We start from the raw sequence: 23,292 nt of genomic DNA on the forward strand, positions 1-23,292 counted from the left end.
CCGGCAGGAGCTTGCGGGGTTCGGCGTCTTCCCAATTGAAGCGCAACCAGCGTGCTCGCGATTTTACGATTCCCGCCGGCCCTTAACAACCCGTTGAATAGGGCAGGAGCGCGGCGCGCCGACGCACCATTTTGGCAAAATTTACCCCGAAAGTACTGCTTTCGGCTAAGAACGGCGCCAAATCGGACCTTTGAACCATGCCCTCCCACGATTTCCGCCGCCCCCGCCTGTTCGTCGATGCCCCCCTCGCCCAGGACGGCAGGATCGAGCTCGACCGCGACCAGAGCAATTATCTAGGCAATGTGCTGCGGCTTGCCGCCGGGGCCGAGGTCTTGGCGTTCAACGGCCGCGACGGCGAGTGGCAGGCCGCCATCGAAGGCCGCAAGCGGCCGGATGGCCTCGTCATCCTCCAGCAGACCCGGCCGCAGGACCGGCTGCCCGACCTCGCCTATGTCTTCGCCCCGCTCAAGCATGCCCGGCTCGACTACATGGTGCAGAAGGCCATCGAGATGGGGGCGGCCTCGCTTCAGCCGGTGCTGACCCGGTTCACCCAGGCTTCCCGCGTCAATACCGAGCGGATGCGCGCCAATGTCGTCGAGGCGGCCGAGCAATGCGGCATTCTCGGCATCGCCACCGTTGGCGAGCCGATGCCGCTGGAGCGCTTCCTCAGCCAGCGCGCCGCGGGCCGCCTGCTGATCTTCTGCGACGAGGCGGCGGAGCTCGAAAACCCCATTCACAGCCTGCAAGGCGCAGACGCGGCGGCAGGCGTCGACGTGCTGATCGGCCCCGAAGGCGGCTTTGCCGATGAAGAGCGGGCGCTGCTGCTGCGGCAGCCGAAAATCCTGCGGCTGGCGCTGGGACCCCGGATCATGCGGGCCGACACGGCCGCAGTGGCCGCGCTGGCGCTGGTGCAGGCGGTGCTGGGCGACTGGGCTGGCGAACGCGGCTAAGGCACGTTGCTATTCGCCTCGTAGCGATCGGTTCAGGGTCTCCGAAGGCAACTCTCCGAAAGCCTCTCTGTAGCTCGCTGCGAACTCGCTGAGATGCCAGAAACCATGCGCAAGCGCACAGGACTTCACACTCCGGCCCGCTCGACCGGTGCGCAGTTGCTTGCGCACCGACCAGAGGCGTAAGACCCGGCTATAGCGATGTGGGCTCATGCCGCAGATGGCTCGTGTCGCACTCTGGAGAGTCCGGACCGACACGCCCGCCTGCTCCGCCAGTTCGGTCGTCTTGTGCCAGATCATCAGATCGCGCCGAATCAGTTTCTCCATATCAGCTACGATCCGGCGATAATGCTCGGCGGTGGATGAGACAGGTCCGCTTGCGACGCTGGACCAGATCGCCGCGTCCATCGTGCTGAGCAGTGACTGTTCGACAAATTTTCGCGAAGCTGGCTCGTTCAAGAAGTCTGGGTCATTTGCTGCGGTTTCAAGCGAGATCGAGATCAGACGGCGTAGCGAGGCAAGCACGTCCGGCGCCGGATTCAGCAAATGGCATCCATCGCCCAATTCAGGCAATGGCTCCCGCCCGGATGGACTGAAGTAGACCACTGCCAGCAGACGCCCCTCCGGCTCATGCACCAGGCAATCTGAATCACCTTTCAATACGAGGACAGAACCGCCCATCGATTGCCCGTTGATGCGGGCAGAGGTCACGTGATCCATCGGTACCGCCACTGCGGCAGCATTGGTGAACTGATAGCCTCGAATGATCCGGGGGAAGGTTTTCAACAGCGACAGGGTCAGGGTCGGCAAGGTGAGCCGGGCACGCATGATCGCTGTCACCCCGGCCGACAACGGCATGCTCGATGCGCCGGCGTATTTCTCGGTCTCGCCGAAATGATCGATGTCATACGAATTGAGCTCGAGCGCCGAGGACGGCTTGAGATCCTGGAACGACATCAAGCGATCCGCCGCTCTCTTTTGCATTCCCTCGCGAGCAGGGACTAGACGGCTTTGATCCATGTTCTGCTGCTTACTTGGCCTTCTTGGAAACGGCGATTTAGCGCCACGCAAATCATCCGGCCCGTTGACGCCGGCGCGCCGCAGTCGCGGAGCATTGAGATGGCATGAACGATCAGAAGGTCGAGTGGATCGAATTCGTCTTAGTGCCGGAACATGTCTCAGATCGAAAACAGCATATAGGCCAGCGTGTGTCGCGCGACCGGATACCATCGGTTGCGTTGCACATGAATCGGAAACCAACTCGCATTGTAAACGAAGGCTCTGCGAACGGATCGTCCCCCTACCCAAATTGAGTATGCTACCGGTGGAGCATTCTCAAACGGGCCGAGCAGCTCGCGGATGGGGCGCCCCAGGCGACCCATTCCTCGTGGAAGCGCCCCGGAGACGTCCTTGGCCCGAAATGAATGGGGGTGAGGTGAGCCTCCCTACCTACCTGGGTCGATTGCAGCGGGATGAACAGGTGCTGTATTACCTAGTTGGCGCCGGACCTGATTAGGCCGCCGCCTCCTCTGATCACCGCGCCTCGCTCCGACGCTGTTAAGCGATTGATCCTTTGGAGGTCGAAACCGCTTTCGGGCCATGCTAAGGCCTGCGGCAATTCGTTCCCCTTGCTTGCCCTGCCCGGTTCCACCGGGACGATGGACCCTTGAGATGACCGCGACCGCCACCTCACATGCTGCCGGCTCCGCCGCCTGGGCGGATACGCTGCTGCTGTCGTTCGCGCAGGCCGGCTATGTCAGGGCCGAGCCCGCCATCCTGCAGCCGGCCGAACCGTTCCTGGATCTCTCCGGCGAGGACATCCGCAAGAGCCTGTACCTGACCACGGACCTCTCCGGCGAGGAACTGTGCCTGCGCCCGGACCTGACCATTCCGGTGGCCCGCGATTACCTCAGCTCTGGCCGTGCCGGCCAGCCGGCCGGGTTCAGCTATCTCGGCCCGGTGTTTCGCTACCGCAACGGCCAGAGCAGCGAATTCCTGCAGGCCGGCATCGAATCGTTCGGCCGTCTTGACCGCGCTGCGGCCGATGCCGAGATGCTGGCGCTGGCGCTGGAGGCGACCGCCGCGTTCGGCGTCCGCGACGTCGAGATCCGCACCGGCGACGTGGCGCTGTTCAACGCGCTGCTCGACGCACTCGACCTCTATCCGGTCTGGCGCCGCCGCCTGGTCAAGGATTTCAACCGCAAGATCAGCCTGGAGCAGGATCTGGAGCGGCTGGCAGCCGCAACCACCGCGACCCGCAGCGAATATGAGGGCGTGCTCGCGGCGCTCGCCGGCTCCGACCGCAAGGCGGCACTCGCTTTCGTCACCGATCTGATGTCGATCGCCGGCACCACCAATGTCGGCGGCCGCACCACCGCCGAGATTGCCGACCGCTTCCTCGAGCAGTCGACGCTGAAGGGCGGCGCGCTGCCGCGCGAGGCCATCGCCGTGCTCAAGCATTTCCTGTCGATATCGGGTAACCCCGACGACGCCGTCGCCGAGCTGCGCGCGCTCACCAATGATGCAAAGCTCGACCTCAGTGCTGCGATCGACCAGTTCGAAAGCCGGGTCGGCTTCATGGCCGCGCGCGGCATCGATGTGAAGGGGACGCGGTTTTCGACCGCGTTCGGGCGCGGGCTCGACTACTACACCGGCTTCGAATTCGAGCTGCATCACCGCGGCAACGGCGCCGAGCCGCTGGTTGCCGGCGGCCGCTATGACGGGCTGATGACCCAGCTTGGATCGGCCGAGCCGATCCCGGCGGTCGGTTTCTCGGTCTGGGTGGATGCGCTGACCCGGATCAGCCGCAAGGTGGGAGCTTAAGTCATGAGCGCGCCATTCGTTCTGGCCGTTCCCTCCAAGGGCCGCCTGCAGGAAAACACCGAGGCCTTCTTCGCCCGCGCCGGGCTCAAGCTGTCGAAGGCGGGCGGCGCCCGCGACTATCGCGGCACGCTCACGGGCCTCGACAATGTCGAGGTCGCCTATCTCTCGGCGAGCGAGATCGCCTCGCAACTATCCCGCGGCTCGGCGCATCTCGGCGTCACCGGGGAGGATCTGGTGCGCGAGACCATCGCGGACGCCGACAAGCGCGTCTCCCTGATCGAAGGCCTCGGCTTCGGCTATGCCGACGTCGTCGTCGCGGTGCCGCAGGCGTGGATCGACGTCCGCACCATGGCCGACCTCGACGACGTCACCACCGGCTTCCGCGAGCAGCATCACATGCGCATGCGGGTCGCGACCAAGTTCATCAACCTCACCCGCGCCTTCTTCCAGAGCCAGGGCATCACCGATTACCGCATCGTCGAAAGCACGGGCGCGACCGAAGGCGCGCCGGCCGCCGGCAGCGCCGAGTTGATCGTCGACATCACCACGACCGGCGCGACCCTCGCCGCCAACGGATTGCGGGTGCTCGACGACGGCGTGATCCTGCGCAGCCAGGCCAATCTGGTCGCCTCAAGAGACGCCGATTGGTCGCCGAAGGCGCGGGAGACCGCGCGAATCATCCTCGATCACATCGCGGCGCGGGCGCGGGCCAACAAATACCGCGAAGTCCGCACCCGCTTCCGCCAGTGCGACGCGGCCATGCTCGCCGAGGCCCACGAGCGCTTCGGCGTCGAAGCCCCGTTCGGCGAACCGACCTCGTCGGGCATGCTCACGCTGCACTGCCCGCCGGGCCAGCTCTACGCACTCGCAAGCTTCCTGCGCGGGCATGGCGCCGAGACCGTCTCGGTGGTTTCGCTGGATTATGTTTTCGACCGGGAGAACCCGCTGTTCGCCAGGCTCGAGGCGTTCCTGCGGCAGTGAGCCCAAAGTTTGTTGAGCAATTCCGTTCAGCGTAGCGACAGCAAACGACAGCTACCATATGCTGTTGAGATGACCTTGAACGCCTCTGGAACCTTGATCGATGACGCTGGGCTCTGACGTTTCCGGCATGACGACCATCGCGGCAAGCACCGCCGCGAAGGGACTGTCGATTGTCGTCCCGCTCTACAACGAAGCGGCGGGCCTCGCCGCCCTGCACCAGCGCATCTGCGATCTCGCAAAGACCTTGCGTCAGCGCTATCGCTTGGCTTGCGAGGTCGTCTATGTCGACGACGGCAGCGCGGACGCGACGCTGTCGATCGCCCGCTCGCTGCCGGCCGATGCGGTCGACGTCCAGGTGGTGTCGCTGTCGCGCAATTTCGGCAAGGAGGCCGCGCTGATGGCCGGCCTCGACCATGCCCGGCTCGGCGCGGTGCTGTTCATGGACGGCGACGGCCAGCATCCGCCGTCGCTGGTCGAGCGACTGGTGCGGCACTGGATCGAGGACGGCTACGACGTTGTCTATACCGCCAAGGCGCATCGCGACAACGAACCGTTCCTGCGGCGGCTCGCCGGGCGCGGCTTCTATGCGCTGATCAATTGGGGCGCGCGCCAGAAGATTCCCGAAGACGCCGGCGACTTCCGCCTGCTGTCGCCGCGCGCGGTCGCAGCACTGAGGCAATTGCCGGAGCGCAACCGCTTCTTCAAGGGCCTTGCGAGCTGGATCGGCTTCCGCCAGATCCGCGTCGATTACGAGCCCGCGCCGCGCACCCATGGCGTGACAACCTTCAGCGCCGCGCGTCTGCTTGGTCTTTCGATCGAAGGCGTCACCTCGTTCTCGGTGGCGCCGTTGCGCTTCGCCAGCCTGCTCGGCGTGATCCTCGCCGGCGGAGCGTTCCTGTTCGGTCTGTCGATCCTGTGGGAGGTCTTGACCACCGGCAAGCAGGTGCCCGGCTATCCCTCACTCGTGATCGGCCTGATGACGATCGGCGGCGTGCAGCTCATCATGATCGGCATCGTCGGCGAATATATCGGCAAGATCCTCTCCGAGCTGAAGGCGCGCCCGATCTACTTCGTCGCCGAGCACAGTGAAAAGCATTTCGAGACCGACAAGGCTGACGAGGCCTCGAAGAGGACGGCGGCCGAATGAACGCGGCCGCGCCGCCGCGGCGGATCTGGCTCTGCGCCGACGATTACGGCATCAGCCCGGGTGTCAATCGCGCCATCCGCGACCTGATCGAGCGCGGCCGTCTCAACGCCACCTCGGTTATGATGGTGGGACCTGCGGTCGAGCGCAGCGAGATCGAAGCCCTCCAGACGGCAGCGCAAGCGAGCCCGCGCTGCGCGATCGGATTGCACGTGACATTGTCGGCACCGTTCCGGCCGCTCACCATGCATTTCCGCCCACTCGACGGCGACATGTTTCTCCCGTTTCCGAAGCTGCTGCGCGCGGGTCTTGCGCGAAGGCTCGACCGCGAATTCTTTCGCAACGAGGTCAAGGCGCAGCTGGCAGCCTTCGCGAAAGCGTTCGGGCGCGCGCCTGACTTCGTCGACGGCCATCAGCATGTGCAGCTCTACCCGCAGGTGCGCGACGGCTTTATCGACGCAGTCGCCGAAGTCGCGCCAAAAGCCTGGGTGCGCCAGGGCGGCCGCGACCTGCCGCTGATGCAGCGGCTGGCCTCACCGAAAGCCATGGTGCTCGATATCCTCAGCGCGCAATTCCGCCGCCGGGCCGGCAGCGCGGGCCTCAGCTTCAATCCCGGCTTCGCCGGCGCCTATGATTTCACGCAGGCGGCCGATTTCGGCGAGCTGATGCGGCATTTCCTCGAAGGCCTGCCGGATGGCGGTCTCATCATGTGTCATCCCGGCTTCGTCGACGACATCCTCACCGGGCTCGACCCGATGACGGACGTCCGGGAACGCGAGCACGCCTATCTCGCCGGCGATGCCTTCGCGCGCCTGCTGACGGACAGCGGCGTCGCGCTGGGATGAAACCAGCAGTTTGCGAAAGCCGCCCGCGGGGCAGCTTGTCGCATACCGAAATTTAATCCTGCCGGCACTGTTGGGGCCACAATGGAACCCTACATCTGCCTCGCGCTTGTTTTGCGCGAGGGAGACTGACCATGACGCCGCAGGAACGCCAGCTCGTCGACGAGCTTTTCGACCGGCTTTCAAAACTGGAAAATGCACCGCGCGATCCCGACGCGATCGCCGCGATCTCCGACGGCCTGCGCAAGGCGCCCGGCGCGATCTATGCGCTGGTGCAGACCGTGCTGTTGCAGGACGAAGCGCTGAAGCGCGCCCATGCCCGTATCCAGGAGCTGGAGGCGGCGCAGGCGCCCGAACAGGCGCAGTCCGGCGGTTTCCTGGACACCATGCGCGACACGCTGTTCGGCGGGGGTCCGTCGCGCGGCTCGGTTCCGAACGTGCCGCCGCGCGACTCGCGGCCGGTGTGGAACAGCGGCCAGGCGATGCAGCAAAGCCAGCCCGGTTATGGCCAGCCGCTCTACGGGCAGGCTTACGGTCAAGGTCCAGGTCAGGGCCCCGGTCAGGGCTATGGCGCGCCGCCGGTCGGCGGTGGCGGCGGTTCGTTCCTCGGCACGGCGGCGGCAGCCGCGGCCGGCGTCGTTGGCGGCTCGCTGCTGCTCTCCAGCATCCGCGGCATGATGGGCGGATCGCATCAGCAGGCTTTCGGCGACACCAATGCCCTGGGCGACCGCAGCGCTGGTGGAAGTCCCTGGAGCGGCAGCGATCAATCCGGCGGCTCGCTCGCGCGTGATGCCGGCCTCGACGACATCGGCTCGAACCGCGGTGATGCGTCCCGGCAGGGCTTCGCCGACCACGCTTCGAACGACGACCAGAACTACAACGATCAGAACGACAATGACGGCGGCAATGTCGACCTCGCCGACGACAGCGATTTCGGCGGCGGAGATGATGGCGGCAGCGATTACGCCTGACGCTTTTTATCCTTGCTCCAAACGAGAACGGCCGCCGATGAGGCGGCCGTTTTGGTTCCGAGCGCTATGCGCCTACATCACGACGACCTTGGTGCCGACATTGACGCGGCCGTAGAGATCGATGACGTCCTCGTTGCGCATGCGGATGCAGCCCGAGGAGACGTTGGTGCCGATGGTCCAGGGTTCGTTGGAGCCGTGGATACGGTAAAGCGTCGAGCCGAGATACATCGCGCGCGCGCCGAGCGGATTTTCCGGGCCGCCTTCCATGTGCCTGGGCAGATCGGGGCGGCGCGCGATCATTTCCGCCGGCGGCGTCCAGGCCGGCCATTCGCGCTTGGCCGTGATCGACTTCACGCCGGACCAGGTGAAGCCGGGACGGCCGACGCCGATGCCGTAGCGCATCGCCCGGCCGTTGCCCTCGACGAGATAGAGGAATTTGTTCGGCGTATCGACCACGATCGTGCCGGCGCTTTCATTGCCGCTATAGTCAACGAGTTGTTTCTCGAATCTCGGGTCGAACTGACGCTGCCGCGGATCGACCGCCTCCTGCTGGAGACCTGCGCCCTGCGTCTGCGGCTCGCCCATCGGCGGCAGGCGGCGCTGGTCATAATAACCAGGCTGCTGCTGATACATCGGCTGCTGCGGAGCGTAGGCCGGACCGCGACCGGGCCCGTCACCGAACATGAACTCGATGAAGCCGCCGCCCATGTTCGCATTGGAGGCGACACGCACCGGCGCAGGCGGCACTTGCGGCTGATAGAGCACCGCGGGCGGATCGTTCGGCACGCTATTGTCGAAGGCGCTAGCGCTGTTGGCGCCGGCAATGAAGGTGCAAGCGCTGCCAAGCAGCGCGACAGACATTTTCTTGAACATCGACGTACTCTGTACTGTTTCGTCTAGATCACATGCGTCGTGGCAAGCTGACCGCTGATCCGCACCCGCGACGTGGTCAATAAAGAGCAAAAGCCGTTTTGTTTGGTAAACGGAAACGCCATTTCGATTCACCACGTCGTCGGCAGCGGTGCAATTTGGCGATCAGCGTTTATTTTCGATGAACGCCTTGCACGCATGGTTAATCGCCCGTTTGCAAGCCGTCGCGCACAACCGAGACGACAGTTCCGGCTGTGAACTTCGTGTTAAATCGCTTCTGCCTACAAAGACGCGTGAGTGAGGTGGGGGGAGTTCTTGATGGCTATTCACCGCAAACGTTTTCGTGTCGAGGAGGCTATTGTCGGCGAGATGCCCAGCCCCGAAATGATTGAGGAGGCTGCGCCGATGCATAGCGAGATCATGGCCGAGTTGCGTGCGATCCGTGCACAGATGGCGAAGGGCACCGCGCCCTTGTCCGGCAGCGCCGCCATGGCGGCGATCGACGCCTCCACTGCCCACGAGCTCTCCGAAGCCCGTACCATGCTGGATACTTACCGGGCGCAGATCGAGCAGTGCGAGAAGCTGAAGGTCGAGCTCGACCTCATCCACGACGCCATCGACCGCACCAAGCGCGAGATCGCGACACTGCACGGCAAGAGCTTCGACGGCGGCGAAATGGCCAAGGTCAATGGCGAGCTCGGCGCGGTCGTCGGCGGCACCGAACAGGCGACCCAGCAGATCCTCGAAGCCGCCGAGTCGATCGACCAGGCGGCCAGCGCGATGGCCAAGGTGCAATCGGCCGATCAGCAGAAGCGGCTGGCCGACGATATCCAGGAACGCGTCATCTCGATTTTCGAAGCCTGCAACTTCCAGGACCTGACCGGCCAGCGCATCAGCAAGGTCATGAGCACGATGAAGTTCATCGAGCAGCACATCAATTCCATGATGGAGATCTGGGGCGGCGTCGACGCGATCAAGTCCCACGTCGTGCCGCAGGTCGACACCCGCAGCGATGACGACAAGCTTCTCAACGGCCCGAAGCTCGCCGGCGACGTCGGCCACGCCTCGCAGGACGACATCGACGCGCTGTTCGACTGAGCGGACGCGACACTCCGGAAAAACAAAACGCCGGCGCAAGCCGGCGTTTTTTTTGTTTTGGACGTCATTGCGAGCGAAGCGAAGCAATCCGGACTGTGTCCGCGGAGGCAGCCTGGTTGCTTCGTCGCTTCGCTCCTCGCAATGACGAGTGGCTAGGCCGGCGCCGCGACTACGCCCTCGGCGCGCAGCGGACGTAGACCATGTTGCCGTAGCGGGTGGCGGCGTCCTTGTCGATGAAGCGGGTGATGAGGACGCGGCCGTCGAAGGAGACGATCTCGCGGTCCTGCTCGCCGGGCGTCGGACCCGCCGGCCCGATATAGTTCTTGCCGCTGGGCGAACCCTTCAGCCGCAGCTCCTGCGGTGTTGCCTGGTCCGCCAGATGCATGATCACGCCGCCGGAGGAGCCGGCGGTGATCACATAAGGATTTTTGCATTGGGCCCGGGCGGCAGCCTCGGTGCGGGCGCGGTCGGCCGGGTTCTGGAACGAGGCGAGGCCCCAGCGCCCGACGATCTCGTCGGCGCGGATCGAGGCGGGCATTTCCGGACCGGTGCCGGGCTCGGCCTCGGGGGGCGGTGAGGAGGAAGAAAAGGACGGCAGGCTCATGCCGCCGCCGCAGGCGCCAAGCAGCAGCGCCAGGCAAGAAGCCGCCGCCAGATTGGCGACCGTGCGCGCGTGAGCTGAACTGATCATGGCATTCCCCCGGACAAAACCATGGCCGCACCCCTTCCGCAGCCAAGCGCAAAACCGCTGCCGGAGCAATGACGTCCTTTAATACGCCGGCGCCCCGAACAAGTTTCCAATGTCACCATCCTATATCCGTCTCACCAATCGCTTAACCACCTTTGCTTGACAGGATCGCGGCCAAGCCATATTCCCGGAACGCACCATTAGCACTCTGAAAGATGGATTGCTAACGCGCGCCGATCGATCCTCGAGAAGGGTGGACGGCAGCGCCGCCCGCCCACTTTCACTCCTTCCGAAGCGAGCCTCCAAAGGGAAACGTCATGACTAAATCCAAATTTCGTCCGCTGCATGACCGTGTCGTGGTCAAACGTATCGACGCCGAGTCAAAGACCAAGGGCGGCATCATCATTCCGGACACGGCCAAGGAAAAGCCGTCCCAGGGCGAAGTCGTCGCCGTCGGCCCCGGTGGCCGCGACGAGGCCGGCAAGCTGATCCCGATCGACCTCAAGGTCGGCGACCGTGTGCTGTTTGGCAAGTGGTCGGGCACCGAGGTCAAGATCGACAACGATGAGCTCCTGATCATGAAGGAGTCGGACATCATGGGTGTGATGGCCTAAGGCCAGACGCCTGAACGGCCGCTGAATGCATGCCCGGGTCACTCGATCCGGGCATGCATCATTCCGCCGGGTTCGATCGCGGACCCCGGGAATGAGGCGACCCAATAAGCAAGACACATCACGAAAAAAGAAGAGGAATTGCAGACCATGGCTGCCAAAGACGTCAAGTTTTCCGGAGACGCGCGCGATCGCATGCTGCGCGGCGTCGACATTCTCGCCAATGCCGTCAAGGTGACGCTCGGCCCGAAGGGCCGCAACGTGCTCATCGAGAAGTCGTTCGGCGCGCCCCGCATCACCAAGGACGGCGTCACCGTCGCCAAGGAGATCGAGCTCGAGGACAAGTTCGAGAACATGGGCGCCCAGATGGTGCGTGAGGTCGCCTCCAAGACCAACGACCTCGCCGGCGACGGCACCACCACCGCGACCGTGCTGGCCCAGTCCATCGTGCGCGAAGGCGCCAAGTCGGTTGCCGCCGGCATGAACCCGATGGACCTCAAGCGCGGCATCGACATCGCGGTCGCCGCCGTCGTCAAGGACATCGAGAAGCGCGCCAAGCCGGTCGCCGCCTCCTCCGAGGTCGCCCAGGTCGGCACCATCTCGGCCAACGGCGATGCCGCCATCGGCAAGATGATCGCGCAGGCGATGCAGAAGGTCGGCAACGAGGGCGTCATCACCGTCGAGGAGAACAAGTCGCTCGACACCGAGGTGGACATCGTCGAGGGCATGAAGTTCGACCGCGGCTATCTGTCACCCTACTTCGTCACCAACCCCGAGAAGATGACCGCCGAGCTCGAGGATGCCTACATCCTCCTGCACGAGAAGAAGCTGTCCGGCCTGCAGGCCATGCTGCCGGTGCTGGAAGCCGTGGTGCAGTCTGGCAAGCCGCTCGTCATCATCGCCGAGGACGTCGAGGGCGAGGCGCTGGCCACCCTGGTCGTCAACCGCCTCCGTGGCGGCCTGAAGGTCGCCGCCGTCAAGGCGCCGGGCTTCGGCGACCGCCGCAAGGCCATGCTCGAGGACCTCGCGATCCTCACCGGTGGCCAGCTGATCTCCGAAGACCTCGGCATGAAGCTCGAGAACGTCACGGTGAAGATGCTTGGGCGCGCGGGCAAGGTGGTGATCGACAAGGAGAACACCACGATCGTCAAGGGCGCCGGCAAGAAGCCGGAGATCGAGGCCCGCGTCGGCCAGATCAAGGCCCAGATCGAGGAGACCACCTCGGATTACGACCGTGAGAAGCTCCAGGAGCGCCTCGCCAAGCTCGCAGGCGGAGTCGCGGTGATCCGCGTCGGCGGTGCCACCGAGATCGAGGTCAAGGAGAAGAAGGACCGCGTCGAGGACGCGCTCAACGCCACCCGCGCCGCGGTGCAGGAGGGCATCGTTCCCGGCGGCGGCGTCGCGCTGCTCCGCGCCAAGAAGGCGGTTGGCCGTCTCACCAATGCCAATGCCGACGTCCAGGCCGGCATCAACATCGTGCTGAAGGCGCTGGAAGCCCCGATCCGCCAGATCTCCGAGAACGCGGGCGTGGAAGGCTCGATCGTCGTCGGCAAGATCCTGGAGAACAAGTCCGAGACCTTCGGCTTCGACGCCCAGACCGAGGAGTATGTCGACATGGTCGAGAAGGGCATCATCGACCCCGCCAAGGTGGTGCGCACCGCGCTCCAGGACGCCGCCTCGATCGCCGGCCTGCTGGTGACCACCGAGGCCATGGTCGCCGAGTCGCCGAAGAAGGACGCCGCGCCCGGCATGCCGGCCGGTGGCGGCATGGGCGGCTTCTAAGACCGATCCTTAGCCCACAGTGTTGCGAAGGCCGCCTCCGGGCGGCCTTCTTTTTTGGCAATCATGGCCCGTGCTTTCCAATTCAACCGGCGGCCAAAACCCACTACGGTGACGCCCGATTCGAATTGTTTGGGCCTGATCTCAACGGAACCGCTTCACACTTTCCGGATCATGCCCCATTGCCCCGGGGATTTCGTCGATGCGCGCGCTTGTGTTTTGCTCCACGGCCGTTCTGGCGGCTCTGCTTGCAGGTTCGCCTGAGGTCGCATCCGCCCAGATGAAGCTGGCGCCCAAGGCCACGGCGCCCGGCGGCGTCGAGACGCGCTATTTCACCTCGATCGACGGGTTGATGGACGGCAATGCCGATGTGATCCTGAAGGAGACACGCCAGGGCAAGACCGTCACCGCAGCCGTGCTCGACGTCTGCTATCCCGTCGCGAAGAATTCCGACCGCAAGGACCGCTTCGTCGTCAATCTCCAGGTCGCGGGCCAGAACCTGGCGGGTACGACGCAGAGCCTCGGCGCGAAGGCGCCGGTCACCGTCAAGCTGCTGCGCAAACAGGCCGGAGACACGTTCGAATTCCGCGGCCAGATCAGCATTGGCCAGGCCGTGACCGAGGTCACCTCGCCCGACAATTCCGATCTCAGCGAGAAGGAATTCCTCGACAACCAGACCTCCGACGACGGTATCACGCCGCAGCCGAAGGATTTCACCGACGTCTCGCCGGAGGCGATCGCGGTCAAGGTCAAGCTGGATGCCGCGACCGAGTTCCTGAAGAGCCTGAAGGGCCAGGACGTCGAGGTGACGCTGGCGAGCCTCACCGTCGGCTGCGACGCGTTGCGCGCGGGCGAGCAGACCATCAACATGTCGGTCGATCCGGAGCGCGCCGGTGCGCTGCTGGCAAAATTCAAGGCGACGCCCGGCGTCACCGCCGCGGGCTGGACCGCGGGCATGACCGAGATGGACCGCACCATCCGCATTGCCGCCGCCGACTGGCGCGAGGGCGACAAGATCAACCGCGACAAGCTCGCGGCCGCGGTGGCTGGCGTGCTGAGCAGGACGCTCGCGGCAAAGCCGATCTCGCAAAGCTTCAACCCGGCGACCGGCAAGCTCAAGCTGGTGTTCAAGCGGCCGAACCAGGACTTTCCCGCGCTCGAGCTCACCGACACGATCGAGGTTGCGGGTCTCGTCTCGCCCGACAAGCCGGGCACGACCGACAAGCTCATGCTCTGGGTCGGGAGTCCAGCGACCACGACCACCGACGAGAGCAGCGGCGCCAAGCTCAATCTCTCAGACGAAGCGACGGCCGACGAGGAAGGCGATCAGCCCGACGACAACGGTTCGGTCGAGGCGCTCGCCAAGGAGCTGAAGGGCCAGCGCTGGGACGCCGACAAGTCGGTGTGGAAGTAGACGCAGACACCCCCTGTCAGTCATCGCCCGCGAAGGCGGGCGATCCAGTACTCCGAGACGGCCGTGGTTGAATCGATAGGCCGCGGCATACTGGATTCCCCGCTTTCGCGGGGAATGACAGCGGTGGCTAATTTCCGTTGACGCGAAAACGCAGCGGCTTGGGGCCGACGAGCGTCAGCACGTCGCCCTGGCGCTTCCAGGTCTCGACGCTGCCGAGGGCTGCAACGAGATCGTCGTCGGCCTGGGCCCTTGCGGGCGGGCAGGAGCGGTCCTGGATCTGGCCGGGGACGAAGATCACGGTATTGCCGGCGACCGAGAACTGGCCCTTGCCGCCCTTGCACCAGAGCTCCAGCACGACCTCACCATTGTCGCCGATCTCGATGTTCGGAATCCGCTTCGAGCCCGGCTGCGGCAGCGCCTCCAGCGTCATCTCGGTGCCGAACGGAAAACCGTCCTCCGCACGCGCGAGCGTGGACATCGCGAGCATTGCAACCGCCGCACACACCATCTGCCTGAACGAAACCATGAAACCTCTCGACCGACCTGATTTGCGGCACCTTCTATAAGACGGCGGCGCCGTTGAGAAGGTTCGCGCATACGCGACGCAAAAATCCCCGCGGGGACGAATCCGCGGGGATTTGCTTCGAAGCGAATTGTGACCTGCTACTTCAGCACCATCGCCGTGAACGGCCAGACATAGGCCTGCAACGTCACGAACACGCCGACCAACGAGGCCAGCACGATCGAGTGCCAGAACACGAAGCGCAGGATCGTGCCTTCGTGCCCGTACCAATTCGTCGCAGTGGACGCGACCACGATCGACTGGGCGTCGATCATCTTGCCCATCACGCCGCCGGACGAGTTCGCCGCGGCCATCAGGATCGGCGACAGGCCAAGCTGCTCGGAGGTGATCTTCTGAAGATTCCCGAACAGCACGTTGGAAGCGGTATCCGACCCTGTCAGCGCCACGCCCAACCAGCCGAGCAGCGTGCCGAAGAAAGGATAGAGCACGCCGGTTGCAGCAAAGGCGAGGCCGAGCGTCGCGTCCACGCCGGAGAGCCGCGTCAGCGTGCCGATCGCGAGCATCGCCGAGATCGTGATCAGCGAGATCGCGCACAGCCGGATGGTGCGGCCGTACTGAATCACGAGCTTGCCGGGTCCGACGCCCATCAGGAAGCCGGAGATGATCGCGGCAATCAGCATGCCTGTGCCGGTGAACGAGAGATAGGTGAAGCCGAACACCGCACTCTCTTTCGTCGGCCCTGGTGCGACCGGCGGCATCTTGTTGATCATCTGATGCAGCTCGGGAACGGGGTAGTTCCAGGTGAAGATCGAGTTCGCCCAGGTCTTGAAGGCACCGTTGCCCCAGATCAGCATCACGATACAGACGATGATCCAAGGCAGCAGCGCGCTGAACATCTCGCTCTGCGTGAGCGGCGTCTTGTCGAGCGGTTTTGCGGCCGCCATGGTGGAGGTCGATTCATCACGGCTGCGCAGCGCCGGCGACAGCCAGAGCTGCCTGGGCTGCCACACCTTCAGGAACAGGATCAGCGCGCCCATCGAGATCAGCGACGCACCGATGTCGACGATCCAGGGGTTGACGAAGTTCGAGATCACGAATTGCGGGACTGCGAACGACACGCCGGTGACGAGAATCGCCGGCCAGACGTCCTTCATGCCCTTCCAGCCCGCGAACGCCCACACCACCCAGAACGGCACGATCAGCGAGAAGATCGGCAACTGCCGTCCGACCATCGCGCCGAGGATGTAGGGATCGAGCCCGGTGACCGAAGCGAGGCCCTGGATCGGCGTACCCAGCGCGCCAAAGGCGACCGGTGCTGTGTTGGCGATCAGCGACAGGCCGGAGGCCGCGAGCGGCGAGAAGCCGAGGCCGATCAGGACGGCACCGGTGATCGCGACCGGGGTGCCGAAGCCCGAAGCACCCTCGAAGAAGGCGCCGAACGAGAACGCGATCAGCAGCAATTGCAGCCGCCGGTCCTCGGTGACGCCGCCGACGGCGCGCTTGAGCAATTCGAAGCGTCCAGTGGTCACCGTCACCTGGTAAAGGAAGATGACGTTGAGAACGATCCAGCCGATCGGAAAGAAACCGGTGACGATGCCCAGCACCGAAGCGCGGATCGACATGTTGGCCGGCATGGTGAAGACGAAGATCGTGATCAAATTGGCCACGATCACGGCGATGACCGCCGCGATATGAGCCTGGACGCGGCCGCTCGCGATCAGGACCAGCAATGTGACGACAGGGACTGCCGCCGCGATCGTCGACAGCACAGGGCTGTGCAACGGGTCATAAACTTGATTCCACATGATCTTCCTCCCCCACGCATGTGTGCTGCAGGCGGCCCGCGTGGACAGCCGATCCTGCTTGACGCTGAAGCGATAACCCCCGAGCTGGACGCGAATTCCTCGCGAATGCAGCGGTTCCCGTCCGCTCACAAGCTCGCGAAATCCCGAAGGCCCCCACCCCGCGCCGATGCGCCCCATGCTAGGGTTGCAAGCTGCGACAAGCCAACGCAAATTGCAGGACTTGCGACTTTAGTCTAAGCGCGCCGATTTCCGCCGTCGTCCCGAGTCTTTGGCCCCGGGCAGTTGTGCACATCCCCTCAGGAGACAGAGCTCTGTGAAGAACATCAGCGCCACGCTCGCGATCGTCTGGCGAATCGCCGCCCCGTATTTCCGGTCGGAGGACAAATGGGCCGGCCGCGGCCTGCTCGCCGCTGTCATCGCGATGGAGCTGGCGCTGGTCGCGATCGACGTCCTGGTCAATCAATGGCAGAACCGGTTCTACAGCTCACTGCAGGCAAGTGACTGGGATAGTTTCGTCAGGGAGATCTGGATCTTCATCGGCCTCGCCTCCGCCTTCATCGCGCTGGCCGTCTACAAGCTGTACCTGAACCAGTGGCTTCAGATCCGCTGGCGGCAATGGCTGACCCGGCACTATCTGGGCGAATGGCTGCAAGGCGCCACCCACTACCGCATGCAGCTCAAGGGCGATGCGGCCGACAACCCGGACCAGCGCATCACCGAGGACGTCAAGAATTTCGTCGAGCAGACCCTGACCATCGGTCTCGGCCTGCTCTCGTCGATCGTGACGCTGTTCTCGTTCGTGATCATCCTCTGGGGGCTTTCCAACGCCGCGCCGTTGCACCTGTTCGGCGCCGATCTCATGATCCCCGGCTATCTGTGCTGGGGCGCGCTGGTCTACGCGATCTTCGGCACGGCGCTGACGCACTGGATCGGCGCCCCGCTGGTCAACCTCAATTTCGAGCAGCAGCGCTATGAAGCCGACTTCCGCTTCAATCTCGTCCGTGTCCGCGAAAATTCCGAGCAGATCGCGCTGCTCAAGGGCGAAGGCGCCGAGCGCGGCCGGCTGCTGGAGCGCTTCGGCTTCGTGATCGGCAATTGGTACGCCATCATGAGCCGCACCAAGCGCCTCACCGCGTTCACCGCGAGCTATCAGCAGGCCGCCGTGATCTTTCCCTACGTGCTGGTGGCGCCGGCCTTCTTCGCCAAGAAGATCCAGCTTGGCGACATGATGCAAACCGCGTCCGCCTTCTCCAGCGTACAGGGCGCATTGTCGTTCTTCGTCACGGCGTACCGATCGCTGGCGGAATGGCGCTCGATCGTCGCCCGCCTCGACGGCTTCGAGATGTCGGTCGATGCGGCCGCGCACCTGCCGCCGCACGAGCCTGCGATTGCCCTCAAGGCCGCCGGCGGCAATCGCAATATCTCTCTCGAACAGCTCTGCGTGAACCTGCCGAGCGGCACGCCGCTGGTCGCCGCCGACGCGTTCTCCGTCCAGACGCCGGAGCGCGTGCTGGTGACCGGACCGTCGGGCTCCGGCAAGTCGACGCTGTTCCGGGCCATCGCCGGCATCTGGCCGTTCGGCACCGGCAGCATCTTCGTGCCGGAAAAGGCGAAGCTGATGATGCTGCCCCAGCGCCCCTATTTCCCGGTCGGCGTGCTGCGCGACGCGGTGGTCTACCCGGCCGCGCCGGGCGCGTTCGAAACCTCACGCGTCAGGGACGCGCTGATCGCGGTCGGGCTGCCCGACCTCGCCGAGCGGCTTGAGGAGGACGGTCATTGGAACCGGATGCTGTCGCTGGGCGAGCAGCAGCGCCTCGGGCTCGCCCGCGCGCTGCTGCACGCGCCGGACTATCTGTTCCTGGACGAGGCCACGGCCTCGCTGGACGAGCCGTCCGAGGCCCGCCTGTACCGGTTGCTGGCGGAGAAGCTGCCACAGGCCACCCTCGTCTCGATTGGCCACCGCTCGACGCTGGAAGCCTTCCATACCCGCAAGGTGACGATGGTGAAGCACGGCGCGATCCACGTCCTCGGTGACGGTGCCGTGCCGGTCGAGAAGGAGCCGAGCGCGGCACGCTGAGACGGTCCGACCAACCCTGAGGCTATGGCCCTTGCGGCCATTCTTCCACGCCCGCCTTTGGCGGGCCCTCAGGATGAGGTCTGTCCTCGCGGTGAAATCCGTGCCCCCTCATGGTGAGGAGCCCGCCGGAGGCGGGCGTCTCGAACCATGCAGATGCCCCGGCCTGCGCCCAAAAGCAAAAGGGCGGCAGGTTTGCCCTGCCGCCCTCATCAAGTCGCTTCGGGAAGAAGCTTACTTCAGGTTGCTCATCGCCGTCAGGTCGAACGACAGCTTGGCAATGCCGGCCGCGCCGCACCAGTTGGAGCCAGCGCCGCCCGGATTGATCGCGGTGACGTTGGTGGTGCCGGTGGCGTTGAAGGCGCTGGTGAAGGCGTTGCAATCACCCTTGTTCAGGTCGGTGTCGGAGTAACGCAGGTCCAGCGTGAACACCTTGTAGGTGAAGCCGATGCCGATGTTCCAGGTGTTGTAGTCCTTGTAGGGGATGCCGTTGGCGAAAACGGTGCCGACGCCGGTGCCGTAGAAGGCGTCCGAAGTACCGAACCACTGCCGGCCGAACTCACCCGACACATACATGCCCATGCCGGAGGGACCAAAGGCCGTGCTGGGCGCCGTGTATTTGGCGGTCAACGAAGCGTAGTTGCCCCAGGCACCCGAGTTCAGGAAGTTCGGCGAGTAGTACTCGGTCGCGCCGACCGTGAAGCTGTCGTTGATGGTGTAGTTCACCTTGCCGTAGACTTCGACGAAGCTGACGTCCTTCTTCATGACGTTGCCGTCGGCGAGGAAGATCGTGGTCGTGCTGACGCCGCAGACGTTGCCGCCGGGAATGCCGCCGGTGAGCACGTTGTCGGCGCAGCTTCCACCCGGATACAGGTAGCCCCAGACGCCGATGTCGAACGCGAAGGCGCCGAAGGTCGGGCGGATACCGCCGTAGATGTCGACTTCAGCAGCGGCACGATTGGCGAAGGAGATGCTCTCGGCGGACACGCCGACGTAGAGCTGGAGGTCCTTGTTGATGTTGTAGCGCGGCTCGAAATAGGCCGCGACCGACGGCTTGTGGTTCGACTGCGTGACGCCGCGGAAGATGTAGTCGCTCATGATGGCGCCGCCGAAGGCGATATCCCAGGGGTCAAACGCGACCACCGGCGGGGCCTTCAGTGCCTTCACTCGCATGTCTGCCGCGAAAGCCGAGCCCGTCACCATTGCCAGCGCCGTTGCCAACAAAGCCACTTTTTTCATTTCGATCCCCATCACCAGTTCTAAGACCCCAGCCGGATCCCGGAAGCCCCCGGAACGCACGACCTGATTGCAAATTTCCTAACTGCGGCAATCTGGATGGAGTGGCGTAAACCGAGAAGCAAAAAACGCGGGCATCTGCCGACTTTTTGGGCGTTCTGACGATTCCAAGAAAGGTTGTCAGCCTGTGTGTCTTCTCGACCACATTATTTGCATTGCAAAGTGCACTGGCAGGCCCGGGTTAGTACGGGCCCGGCGGTACCGTGCTGGCCGCGCCACGAATCAGGCTGCTCCAGGACAAACACGCCGTCACGCCGATGCAAAAAGGCCGCAGCATCACCGCTGCGGCCTTCCTGTCGTCGATCATGGTCGTCGGATTGGATCCAGCCTTTGGCCTAACCTTGGGCCTAACCTTGTCCTTCGGCCGGCGTCGTTTCCGCAGAAGACGAAGGCATCGCCCAGCTTGTCTCGGCGGCGGGCTCGGGAGCCGGAGCTGCCGGCGTTGACGGCTTCGGCGCGGGAGCTGCCTTCGCCTTCTTCGGCGCCGCTTTTTTCGCAGCCTTCTTGGCGGCCTTCTTAGGGGCAGCCTTCGTAGCGGCTTTCTTGGCCGACTTCTTGGCGGCCTTCTTCGGCGCGGCCTTCTTGGCAGATTTCTTTGTGGCTTTCTTGGCAGACTTCTTCGCGGACTTCTTGGCTGCCTTCTTTGAGGTCTTCTTCGCCGCTACCGCCTTCTTGGCTTTTTTGGCCTTCTTGCTTTTTTTCTTCTTCGCTTTCGCCATCGTGGTCCTCCTGTTGCCGCCGAACAATGGTCGATCCGGGCGTCTTCAGCCGTCACCTGCGGACGAAAGCTCAGCCCTCGAAAGCTCAGTCTTCGAAAGCTCAGTCTTGCGCGTTCAATGCCGGCCGCGACCCGCCCGTAGCCCAATCGAGAAGCTCAATCGTGTGTACGACCGGAACTGACGTGCCACTGGCAATCTGCACCATGCAGCCGATATTGCCTGCGGCAATCATGTCCGGCTTGACGCTCGCGATGTTGGCGACCTTGCGATCACGCAACCGGCCCGCAAGCTCGGGCTGGAGAATGTTGTAGGTCCCCGCCGAACCGCAACACAAATGGCTCTCCGGCACATCTTTCACCACGAATCCATTATTGGAAAGCAATTCTTTCGGAAGGCCCGTGATTTTCTGTCCGTGCTGCAACGAACACGCAGAGTGATAGGCGACGACGATGTTGTCCTGTCGCGCGGTGGCCACGAGTCCAAGGCCGGCGACGTATTCAGTTATGTCCTTGGCGAGCGCGGAGACCTTCGCCGCATCGGCGGCAAACGCAGCGTCCTCGCGCAGAAGATAGCCGTAGTCCTTGATCACGGTGCCGCAGCCTGACGCCGTCACCAGGATGGCGTCGAGCCCCTCGCCGGCCGCTTCCGCGCGCCACGCCGCGACATTGGCGCGAGCCCGCCCCAATGCGTCCTGGTCGTTGCCGAGGTGATGGGTCAGCGCGCCGCAGCACTGCTCGTCCCTGACGAGGACGACCTCGATGCCGTGGCGCGTGAGGAGACTGATGGCGGCCTGGTTGATGCGCGGGGCCAGCACCTGCTGGGCGCAGCCCTGGAGCAGCGCGACCCGGCCGCGCTTCTTGCCGAGTGCCGCGAACACACTGCCGGCGGCGGGCCCCGGTGGCGGCAGCCGGTCCGGCGCCAGCGCCAGCATCGCCTTGAGGCGCAGGATCAGGCCGGGTGTCGCCGACGGCCGGGGCGTCGGCAGGAACGCGGCCAGCGGGCGGGCGAGCCGCGCCAGCCACATGCTGGCGCGGAAACGCTGCGGGTGCGGCAGGACGAAGGCCAGCACCCGGCGCAGCAGCCGCTCGGCGAGCGGCCGCTCGTAACGCTGCTCGATCCTGACCCGGGCCTGATCGACCAGATGCATATAATTCACCCCCGAGGGGCAGGTCGTCATGCAGGCCAGGCACGACAAGCAGCGGTCGACATGTTTGACCACTTCGGCCGTCGGCGTCTGGTCCTTCTCCAGCATCTCCTTGATCAGATAGATGCGGCCGCGCGGGCTATCGAGCTCGTCGCCAAGCAGCACATAAGTCGGACAGGTTGCGGTGCAGAAGCCGCAATGGACGCAGGCGCGCAGGATCTTGTCGGCTTCCGCGATGTCGGGATCGGCGAGCTGCGCGAGTGAGAATTCGGTCTTCATTCAGCAAGCGTCCCGCGTCAGCCGGCCCCGGTTGAGGATGGTCTTCGGATCGAAACTGGCGCGGACCCGCTCGCTCAAGGCGGCAAGGCCAGGGGCCTGCGGGTGGAATACATCGATCGCGCGCCTGATGTCCTCGGCCGCCCGGATCAGCGTGGCGTGCCCGCCGGCCGCATTCACACGTTCGCGCACGGCCGTGGCATGCGCGTCCGGCTTCGGTGGCAACGCCGCCCAGATCAGTCCACCACCCCAATCGTAGATCACGTCGCCGCCGGTCTCGCGCGCCAGCAGCGTCCCGAGCGCCGCGCCCGACGCGGGCGGACAGACGATCCGCCAAACCGGCCAAGCCCCCAACGTGCCGTCAGCCGCGAACGGCAGGACGTCGCGGATCGTGGTCCATAGCGCCGCTGACACCGTGTCCTCGACGAGCGTTGCGGTTCCGAACGGCGCCAGCAATTCGCGCAGCGAGCCGGCACGGTGGGCGGTCGAGGCGGTAATGCCCTCAAGCCGCAGCACGGTCAGCGCCTCGCTTTGGCCTGCGATATCGCCGAGACCTTCGATCTTGGTCCGGAACGCCGATGTCGGCAGATGCGCGGCCCCCGAGACGTCGAAGGGCGAGCCGAGCGCCGCCGTCATCGCCTTGTTGGCCGCGGCATCGTCGAGGCCGCGCAGCAACAGCGTCCGCTCGGCCTCCGGCTTCGGCATCACCTTCAGCGTGACCTCGGTCATGACCGACAGCGTGCCCCAGGAACCGGCGAGAAGCTTGCAGAGGTCGTAGCCGGTGACGTTCTTCACCACCTTGCCGCCGGTCTTGAAGCTATCGCCGAAACCGGAGACGGCATGCGCCCCGAGCAGATGGTCGCGCGCCCCGCCCGCCTTGATCCGGCGCGGACCGGCCAGGCCAGACGCAATCATGCCGCCGATGGTGCCGAGCGCGGGCGTGCCGAGCAGCGGCGCGGTGTTCATCGGCTCGAAGGCGAATTGCTGGTTCTTGGCATCGATCAGCGACAGCACGTCGGCCAGCGGCGCCCCGGCCTGGAGCGTGACAATGAGTTCGTTGGGCTCGTAGGCGGTGATGGCATTCAGCGCGGAGACGTCCAGCACGGCGTTGGTCGCCATCGCATGGCCGATGCCGCGCTTGGAGCCATGGCCGATGATCTCGAGCGGCTGCTCATTGGCAATCGCCGCGCGCACCACCTCTTCGACGTCGTTGGCGTCTCTGACCTTGAGCGTATCCACGCCTGTAGCGGGTAACGAAGTTTGCAGCGAAAATCAAATTTGGCGCGT

At 64.7% G+C, this 23,292-nt stretch carries 20 protein-coding genes; 11 read left to right on the top strand and 9 right to left on the bottom strand.

The features are described 5' to 3' along the window. Positions 1–197: 197 nt before the first annotated feature. Complete coding sequence (locus IVB48_RS25280) at positions 198–950, top strand: 16S rRNA (uracil(1498)-N(3))-methyltransferase (RefSeq protein ID WP_247403971.1); 753 nt, start codon at positions 198–200, stop codon at positions 948–950. Between the two features lie 9 nt (positions 951–959). Here IVB48_RS25280 and IVB48_RS25285 read toward each other — a convergent pair whose 3' ends face one another. Next, positions 960–1,904: a helix-turn-helix domain-containing protein gene (locus IVB48_RS25285; RefSeq protein ID WP_247403973.1), complete on the bottom strand. Its 945-nt coding sequence runs from the start codon at positions 1,902–1,904 to the stop codon at positions 960–962. Between the two features lie 714 nt (positions 1,905–2,618). Here IVB48_RS25285 and IVB48_RS25290 point away from each other — a divergent pair. The 5 genes from IVB48_RS25290 to IVB48_RS25310 all read left to right on the top strand — a co-directional run bounded on the left by IVB48_RS25290 (position 2,619) and on the right by IVB48_RS25310 (position 7,708). Further along, positions 2,619–3,770 (top strand): ATP phosphoribosyltransferase regulatory subunit, encoded by a 1,152-nt coding sequence (locus IVB48_RS25290; protein WP_247403976.1) that lies wholly within the window; start codon positions 2,619–2,621, stop codon positions 3,768–3,770. 3 nt (positions 3,771–3,773) lie between these two features. After that, entirely contained in the window at positions 3,774–4,751 is a 978-nt protein-coding gene (gene hisG / locus IVB48_RS25295) for an ATP phosphoribosyltransferase (RefSeq protein WP_247403979.1), read from the top strand. A 100-nt stretch (positions 4,752–4,851) separates the two neighbouring features. After that, on the top strand, positions 4,852–5,898 hold the full coding sequence (locus IVB48_RS25300; RefSeq protein WP_247403982.1) for a glycosyltransferase family 2 protein: 1,047 nt from the start codon (positions 4,852–4,854) through the stop codon (positions 5,896–5,898). Then, positions 5,895–6,740: a ChbG/HpnK family deacetylase gene (locus IVB48_RS25305; RefSeq protein WP_247403984.1), complete on the top strand. Its 846-nt coding sequence runs from the start codon at positions 5,895–5,897 to the stop codon at positions 6,738–6,740. The genes IVB48_RS25300 and IVB48_RS25305 overlap by 4 nt, the downstream gene beginning before the upstream one ends. Positions 6,741–6,871: 131 nt before the next feature. Further along, entirely contained in the window at positions 6,872–7,708 is an 837-nt protein-coding gene (locus IVB48_RS25310; RefSeq protein ID WP_247403987.1) for a DUF2076 domain-containing protein, read from the top strand. 72 nt (positions 7,709–7,780) lie between these two features. On the opposite strand, the gene IVB48_RS25315 is transcribed toward IVB48_RS25310, so the two are convergent. After that, complete coding sequence (locus IVB48_RS25315; RefSeq protein ID WP_027565440.1) at positions 7,781–8,581, bottom strand: L,D-transpeptidase; 801 nt, start codon at positions 8,579–8,581, stop codon at positions 7,781–7,783. Between the two features lie 315 nt (positions 8,582–8,896). Between IVB48_RS25315 and IVB48_RS25320 the strand changes: the two genes are divergently transcribed. Next, on the top strand, positions 8,897–9,676 hold the full coding sequence (locus IVB48_RS25320) for a protein phosphatase CheZ (RefSeq protein ID WP_007614982.1): 780 nt from the start codon (positions 8,897–8,899) through the stop codon (positions 9,674–9,676). A 169-nt stretch (positions 9,677–9,845) separates the two neighbouring features. Here the strand turns inward: IVB48_RS25320 and IVB48_RS25325 are convergent, their stop codons facing one another. Continuing rightward, a complete protein-coding gene (locus tag IVB48_RS25325) occupies positions 9,846–10,367 on the bottom strand; it encodes a hypothetical protein (RefSeq protein ID WP_007596953.1) in 522 nt (173 codons plus the stop codon). Between the two features lie 314 nt (positions 10,368–10,681). Here IVB48_RS25325 and IVB48_RS25330 point away from each other — a divergent pair, with 314 nt between their 5' ends. From IVB48_RS25330 to IVB48_RS25340, 3 genes are all read left to right on the top strand, one after another. After that, entirely contained in the window at positions 10,682–10,978 is a 297-nt protein-coding gene (locus IVB48_RS25330; RefSeq protein WP_007596954.1) for a co-chaperone GroES, read from the top strand. Between the two features lie 147 nt (positions 10,979–11,125). Beyond that, positions 11,126–12,757 (top strand): chaperonin GroEL, encoded by a 1,632-nt coding sequence (groL, locus tag IVB48_RS25335; RefSeq protein ID WP_027520435.1) that lies wholly within the window; start codon positions 11,126–11,128, stop codon positions 12,755–12,757. A gap of 199 nt (positions 12,758–12,956) precedes the next feature. Continuing rightward, positions 12,957–14,168: a hypothetical protein gene (locus IVB48_RS25340; protein WP_247403990.1), complete on the top strand. Its 1,212-nt coding sequence runs from the start codon at positions 12,957–12,959 to the stop codon at positions 14,166–14,168. 127 nt (positions 14,169–14,295) lie between these two features. On the opposite strand, the gene IVB48_RS25345 is transcribed toward IVB48_RS25340, so the two are convergent. Next, positions 14,296–14,694: an META domain-containing protein gene (locus tag IVB48_RS25345; protein ID WP_027565442.1), complete on the bottom strand. Its 399-nt coding sequence runs from the start codon at positions 14,692–14,694 to the stop codon at positions 14,296–14,298. A gap of 137 nt (positions 14,695–14,831) precedes the next feature. Further along, the gene (locus tag IVB48_RS25350; RefSeq protein WP_027565443.1) at positions 14,832–16,496 is read right to left on the bottom strand and encodes an L-lactate permease; all 1,665 of its coding nucleotides are present in this window, start codon (positions 16,494–16,496) and stop codon (positions 14,832–14,834) included. A 313-nt stretch (positions 16,497–16,809) separates the two neighbouring features. Between IVB48_RS25350 and IVB48_RS25355 the strand changes: the two genes are divergently transcribed. After that, positions 16,810–18,573, top strand: coding sequence for an ABC transporter ATP-binding protein/permease (locus IVB48_RS25355; protein ID WP_247403992.1), 1,764 nt, complete (start codon positions 16,810–16,812; stop codon positions 18,571–18,573). A 231-nt stretch (positions 18,574–18,804) separates the two neighbouring features. Here the strand turns inward: IVB48_RS25355 and IVB48_RS25360 are convergent, their stop codons facing one another. The 4 genes from IVB48_RS25360 to IVB48_RS25375 form a co-directional block, all read right to left on the bottom strand. Continuing rightward, a complete protein-coding gene (locus IVB48_RS25360) occupies positions 18,805–19,809 on the bottom strand; it encodes a TorF family putative porin (protein WP_247284644.1) in 1,005 nt (334 codons plus the stop codon). A 404-nt stretch (positions 19,810–20,213) separates the two neighbouring features. After that, a complete protein-coding gene (locus tag IVB48_RS25365; protein WP_247404361.1) occupies positions 20,214–20,585 on the bottom strand; it encodes a histone in 372 nt (123 codons plus the stop codon). Positions 20,586–20,685: 100 nt separating this feature from the next. Next, positions 20,686–22,008, bottom strand: coding sequence for a glycolate oxidase subunit GlcF (gene glcF / locus IVB48_RS25370; protein ID WP_247403996.1), 1,323 nt, complete (start codon positions 22,006–22,008; stop codon positions 20,686–20,688). Then, the gene (locus IVB48_RS25375) at positions 22,009–23,244 is read right to left on the bottom strand and encodes an FAD-binding protein (RefSeq protein WP_247403999.1); all 1,236 of its coding nucleotides are present in this window, start codon (positions 23,242–23,244) and stop codon (positions 22,009–22,011) included. Positions 23,245–23,292 lie beyond the last annotated feature (48 nt).

This window comes from Bradyrhizobium sp. 76 (genome assembly GCF_023073025.1).
Taxonomy (GTDB): domain Bacteria; phylum Pseudomonadota; class Alphaproteobacteria; order Rhizobiales; family Xanthobacteraceae; genus Bradyrhizobium.

Excerpts from the sequence above, each read along its gene's own strand:
- IVB48_RS25300 (WP_247403982.1), top strand. The coding sequence starts at position 4,852 with ATGACGCTGGGCTCTGACGTTTCCGGCATGACGACCATCGCGGCAAGC.
- IVB48_RS25340 (WP_247403990.1), top strand. The coding sequence starts at position 12,957 with ATGCGCGCGCTTGTGTTTTGCTCCACGGCCGTTCTGGCGGCTCTGCTT.
- IVB48_RS25310 (WP_247403987.1), top strand. The coding sequence starts at position 6,872 with ATGACGCCGCAGGAACGCCAGCTCGTCGACGAGCTTTTCGACCGGCTT.
- IVB48_RS25365 (WP_247404361.1), bottom strand. The coding sequence starts at position 20,585 with ATGGCGAAAGCGAAGAAGAAAAAAAGCAAGAAGGCCAAAAAAGCCAAG.
- glcF (WP_247403996.1), bottom strand. The coding sequence starts at position 22,008 with ATGAAGACCGAATTCTCACTCGCGCAGCTCGCCGATCCCGACATCGCG.
- IVB48_RS25290 (WP_247403976.1), top strand. The coding sequence starts at position 2,619 with ATGACCGCGACCGCCACCTCACATGCTGCCGGCTCCGCCGCCTGGGCG.
- IVB48_RS25280 (WP_247403971.1), top strand. The coding sequence starts at position 198 with ATGCCCTCCCACGATTTCCGCCGCCCCCGCCTGTTCGTCGATGCCCCC.
- IVB48_RS25350 (WP_027565443.1), bottom strand. The coding sequence starts at position 16,496 with ATGTGGAATCAAGTTTATGACCCGTTGCACAGCCCTGTGCTGTCGACG.
- IVB48_RS25360 (WP_247284644.1), bottom strand. The coding sequence starts at position 19,809 with ATGAAAAAAGTGGCTTTGTTGGCAACGGCGCTGGCAATGGTGACGGGC.
- IVB48_RS25330 (WP_007596954.1), top strand. The coding sequence starts at position 10,682 with ATGACTAAATCCAAATTTCGTCCGCTGCATGACCGTGTCGTGGTCAAA.
- IVB48_RS25345 (WP_027565442.1), bottom strand. The coding sequence starts at position 14,694 with ATGGTTTCGTTCAGGCAGATGGTGTGTGCGGCGGTTGCAATGCTCGCG.
- groL (WP_027520435.1), top strand. The coding sequence starts at position 11,126 with ATGGCTGCCAAAGACGTCAAGTTTTCCGGAGACGCGCGCGATCGCATG.
- IVB48_RS25305 (WP_247403984.1), top strand. The coding sequence starts at position 5,895 with ATGAACGCGGCCGCGCCGCCGCGGCGGATCTGGCTCTGCGCCGACGAT.
- IVB48_RS25325 (WP_007596953.1), bottom strand. The coding sequence starts at position 10,367 with ATGATCAGTTCAGCTCACGCGCGCACGGTCGCCAATCTGGCGGCGGCT.
- IVB48_RS25285 (WP_247403973.1), bottom strand. The coding sequence starts at position 1,904 with ATGTCGTTCCAGGATCTCAAGCCGTCCTCGGCGCTCGAGCTCAATTCG.
- hisG (WP_247403979.1), top strand. The coding sequence starts at position 3,774 with ATGAGCGCGCCATTCGTTCTGGCCGTTCCCTCCAAGGGCCGCCTGCAG.
- IVB48_RS25315 (WP_027565440.1), bottom strand. The coding sequence starts at position 8,581 with ATGTTCAAGAAAATGTCTGTCGCGCTGCTTGGCAGCGCTTGCACCTTC.
- IVB48_RS25320 (WP_007614982.1), top strand. The coding sequence starts at position 8,897 with ATGGCTATTCACCGCAAACGTTTTCGTGTCGAGGAGGCTATTGTCGGC.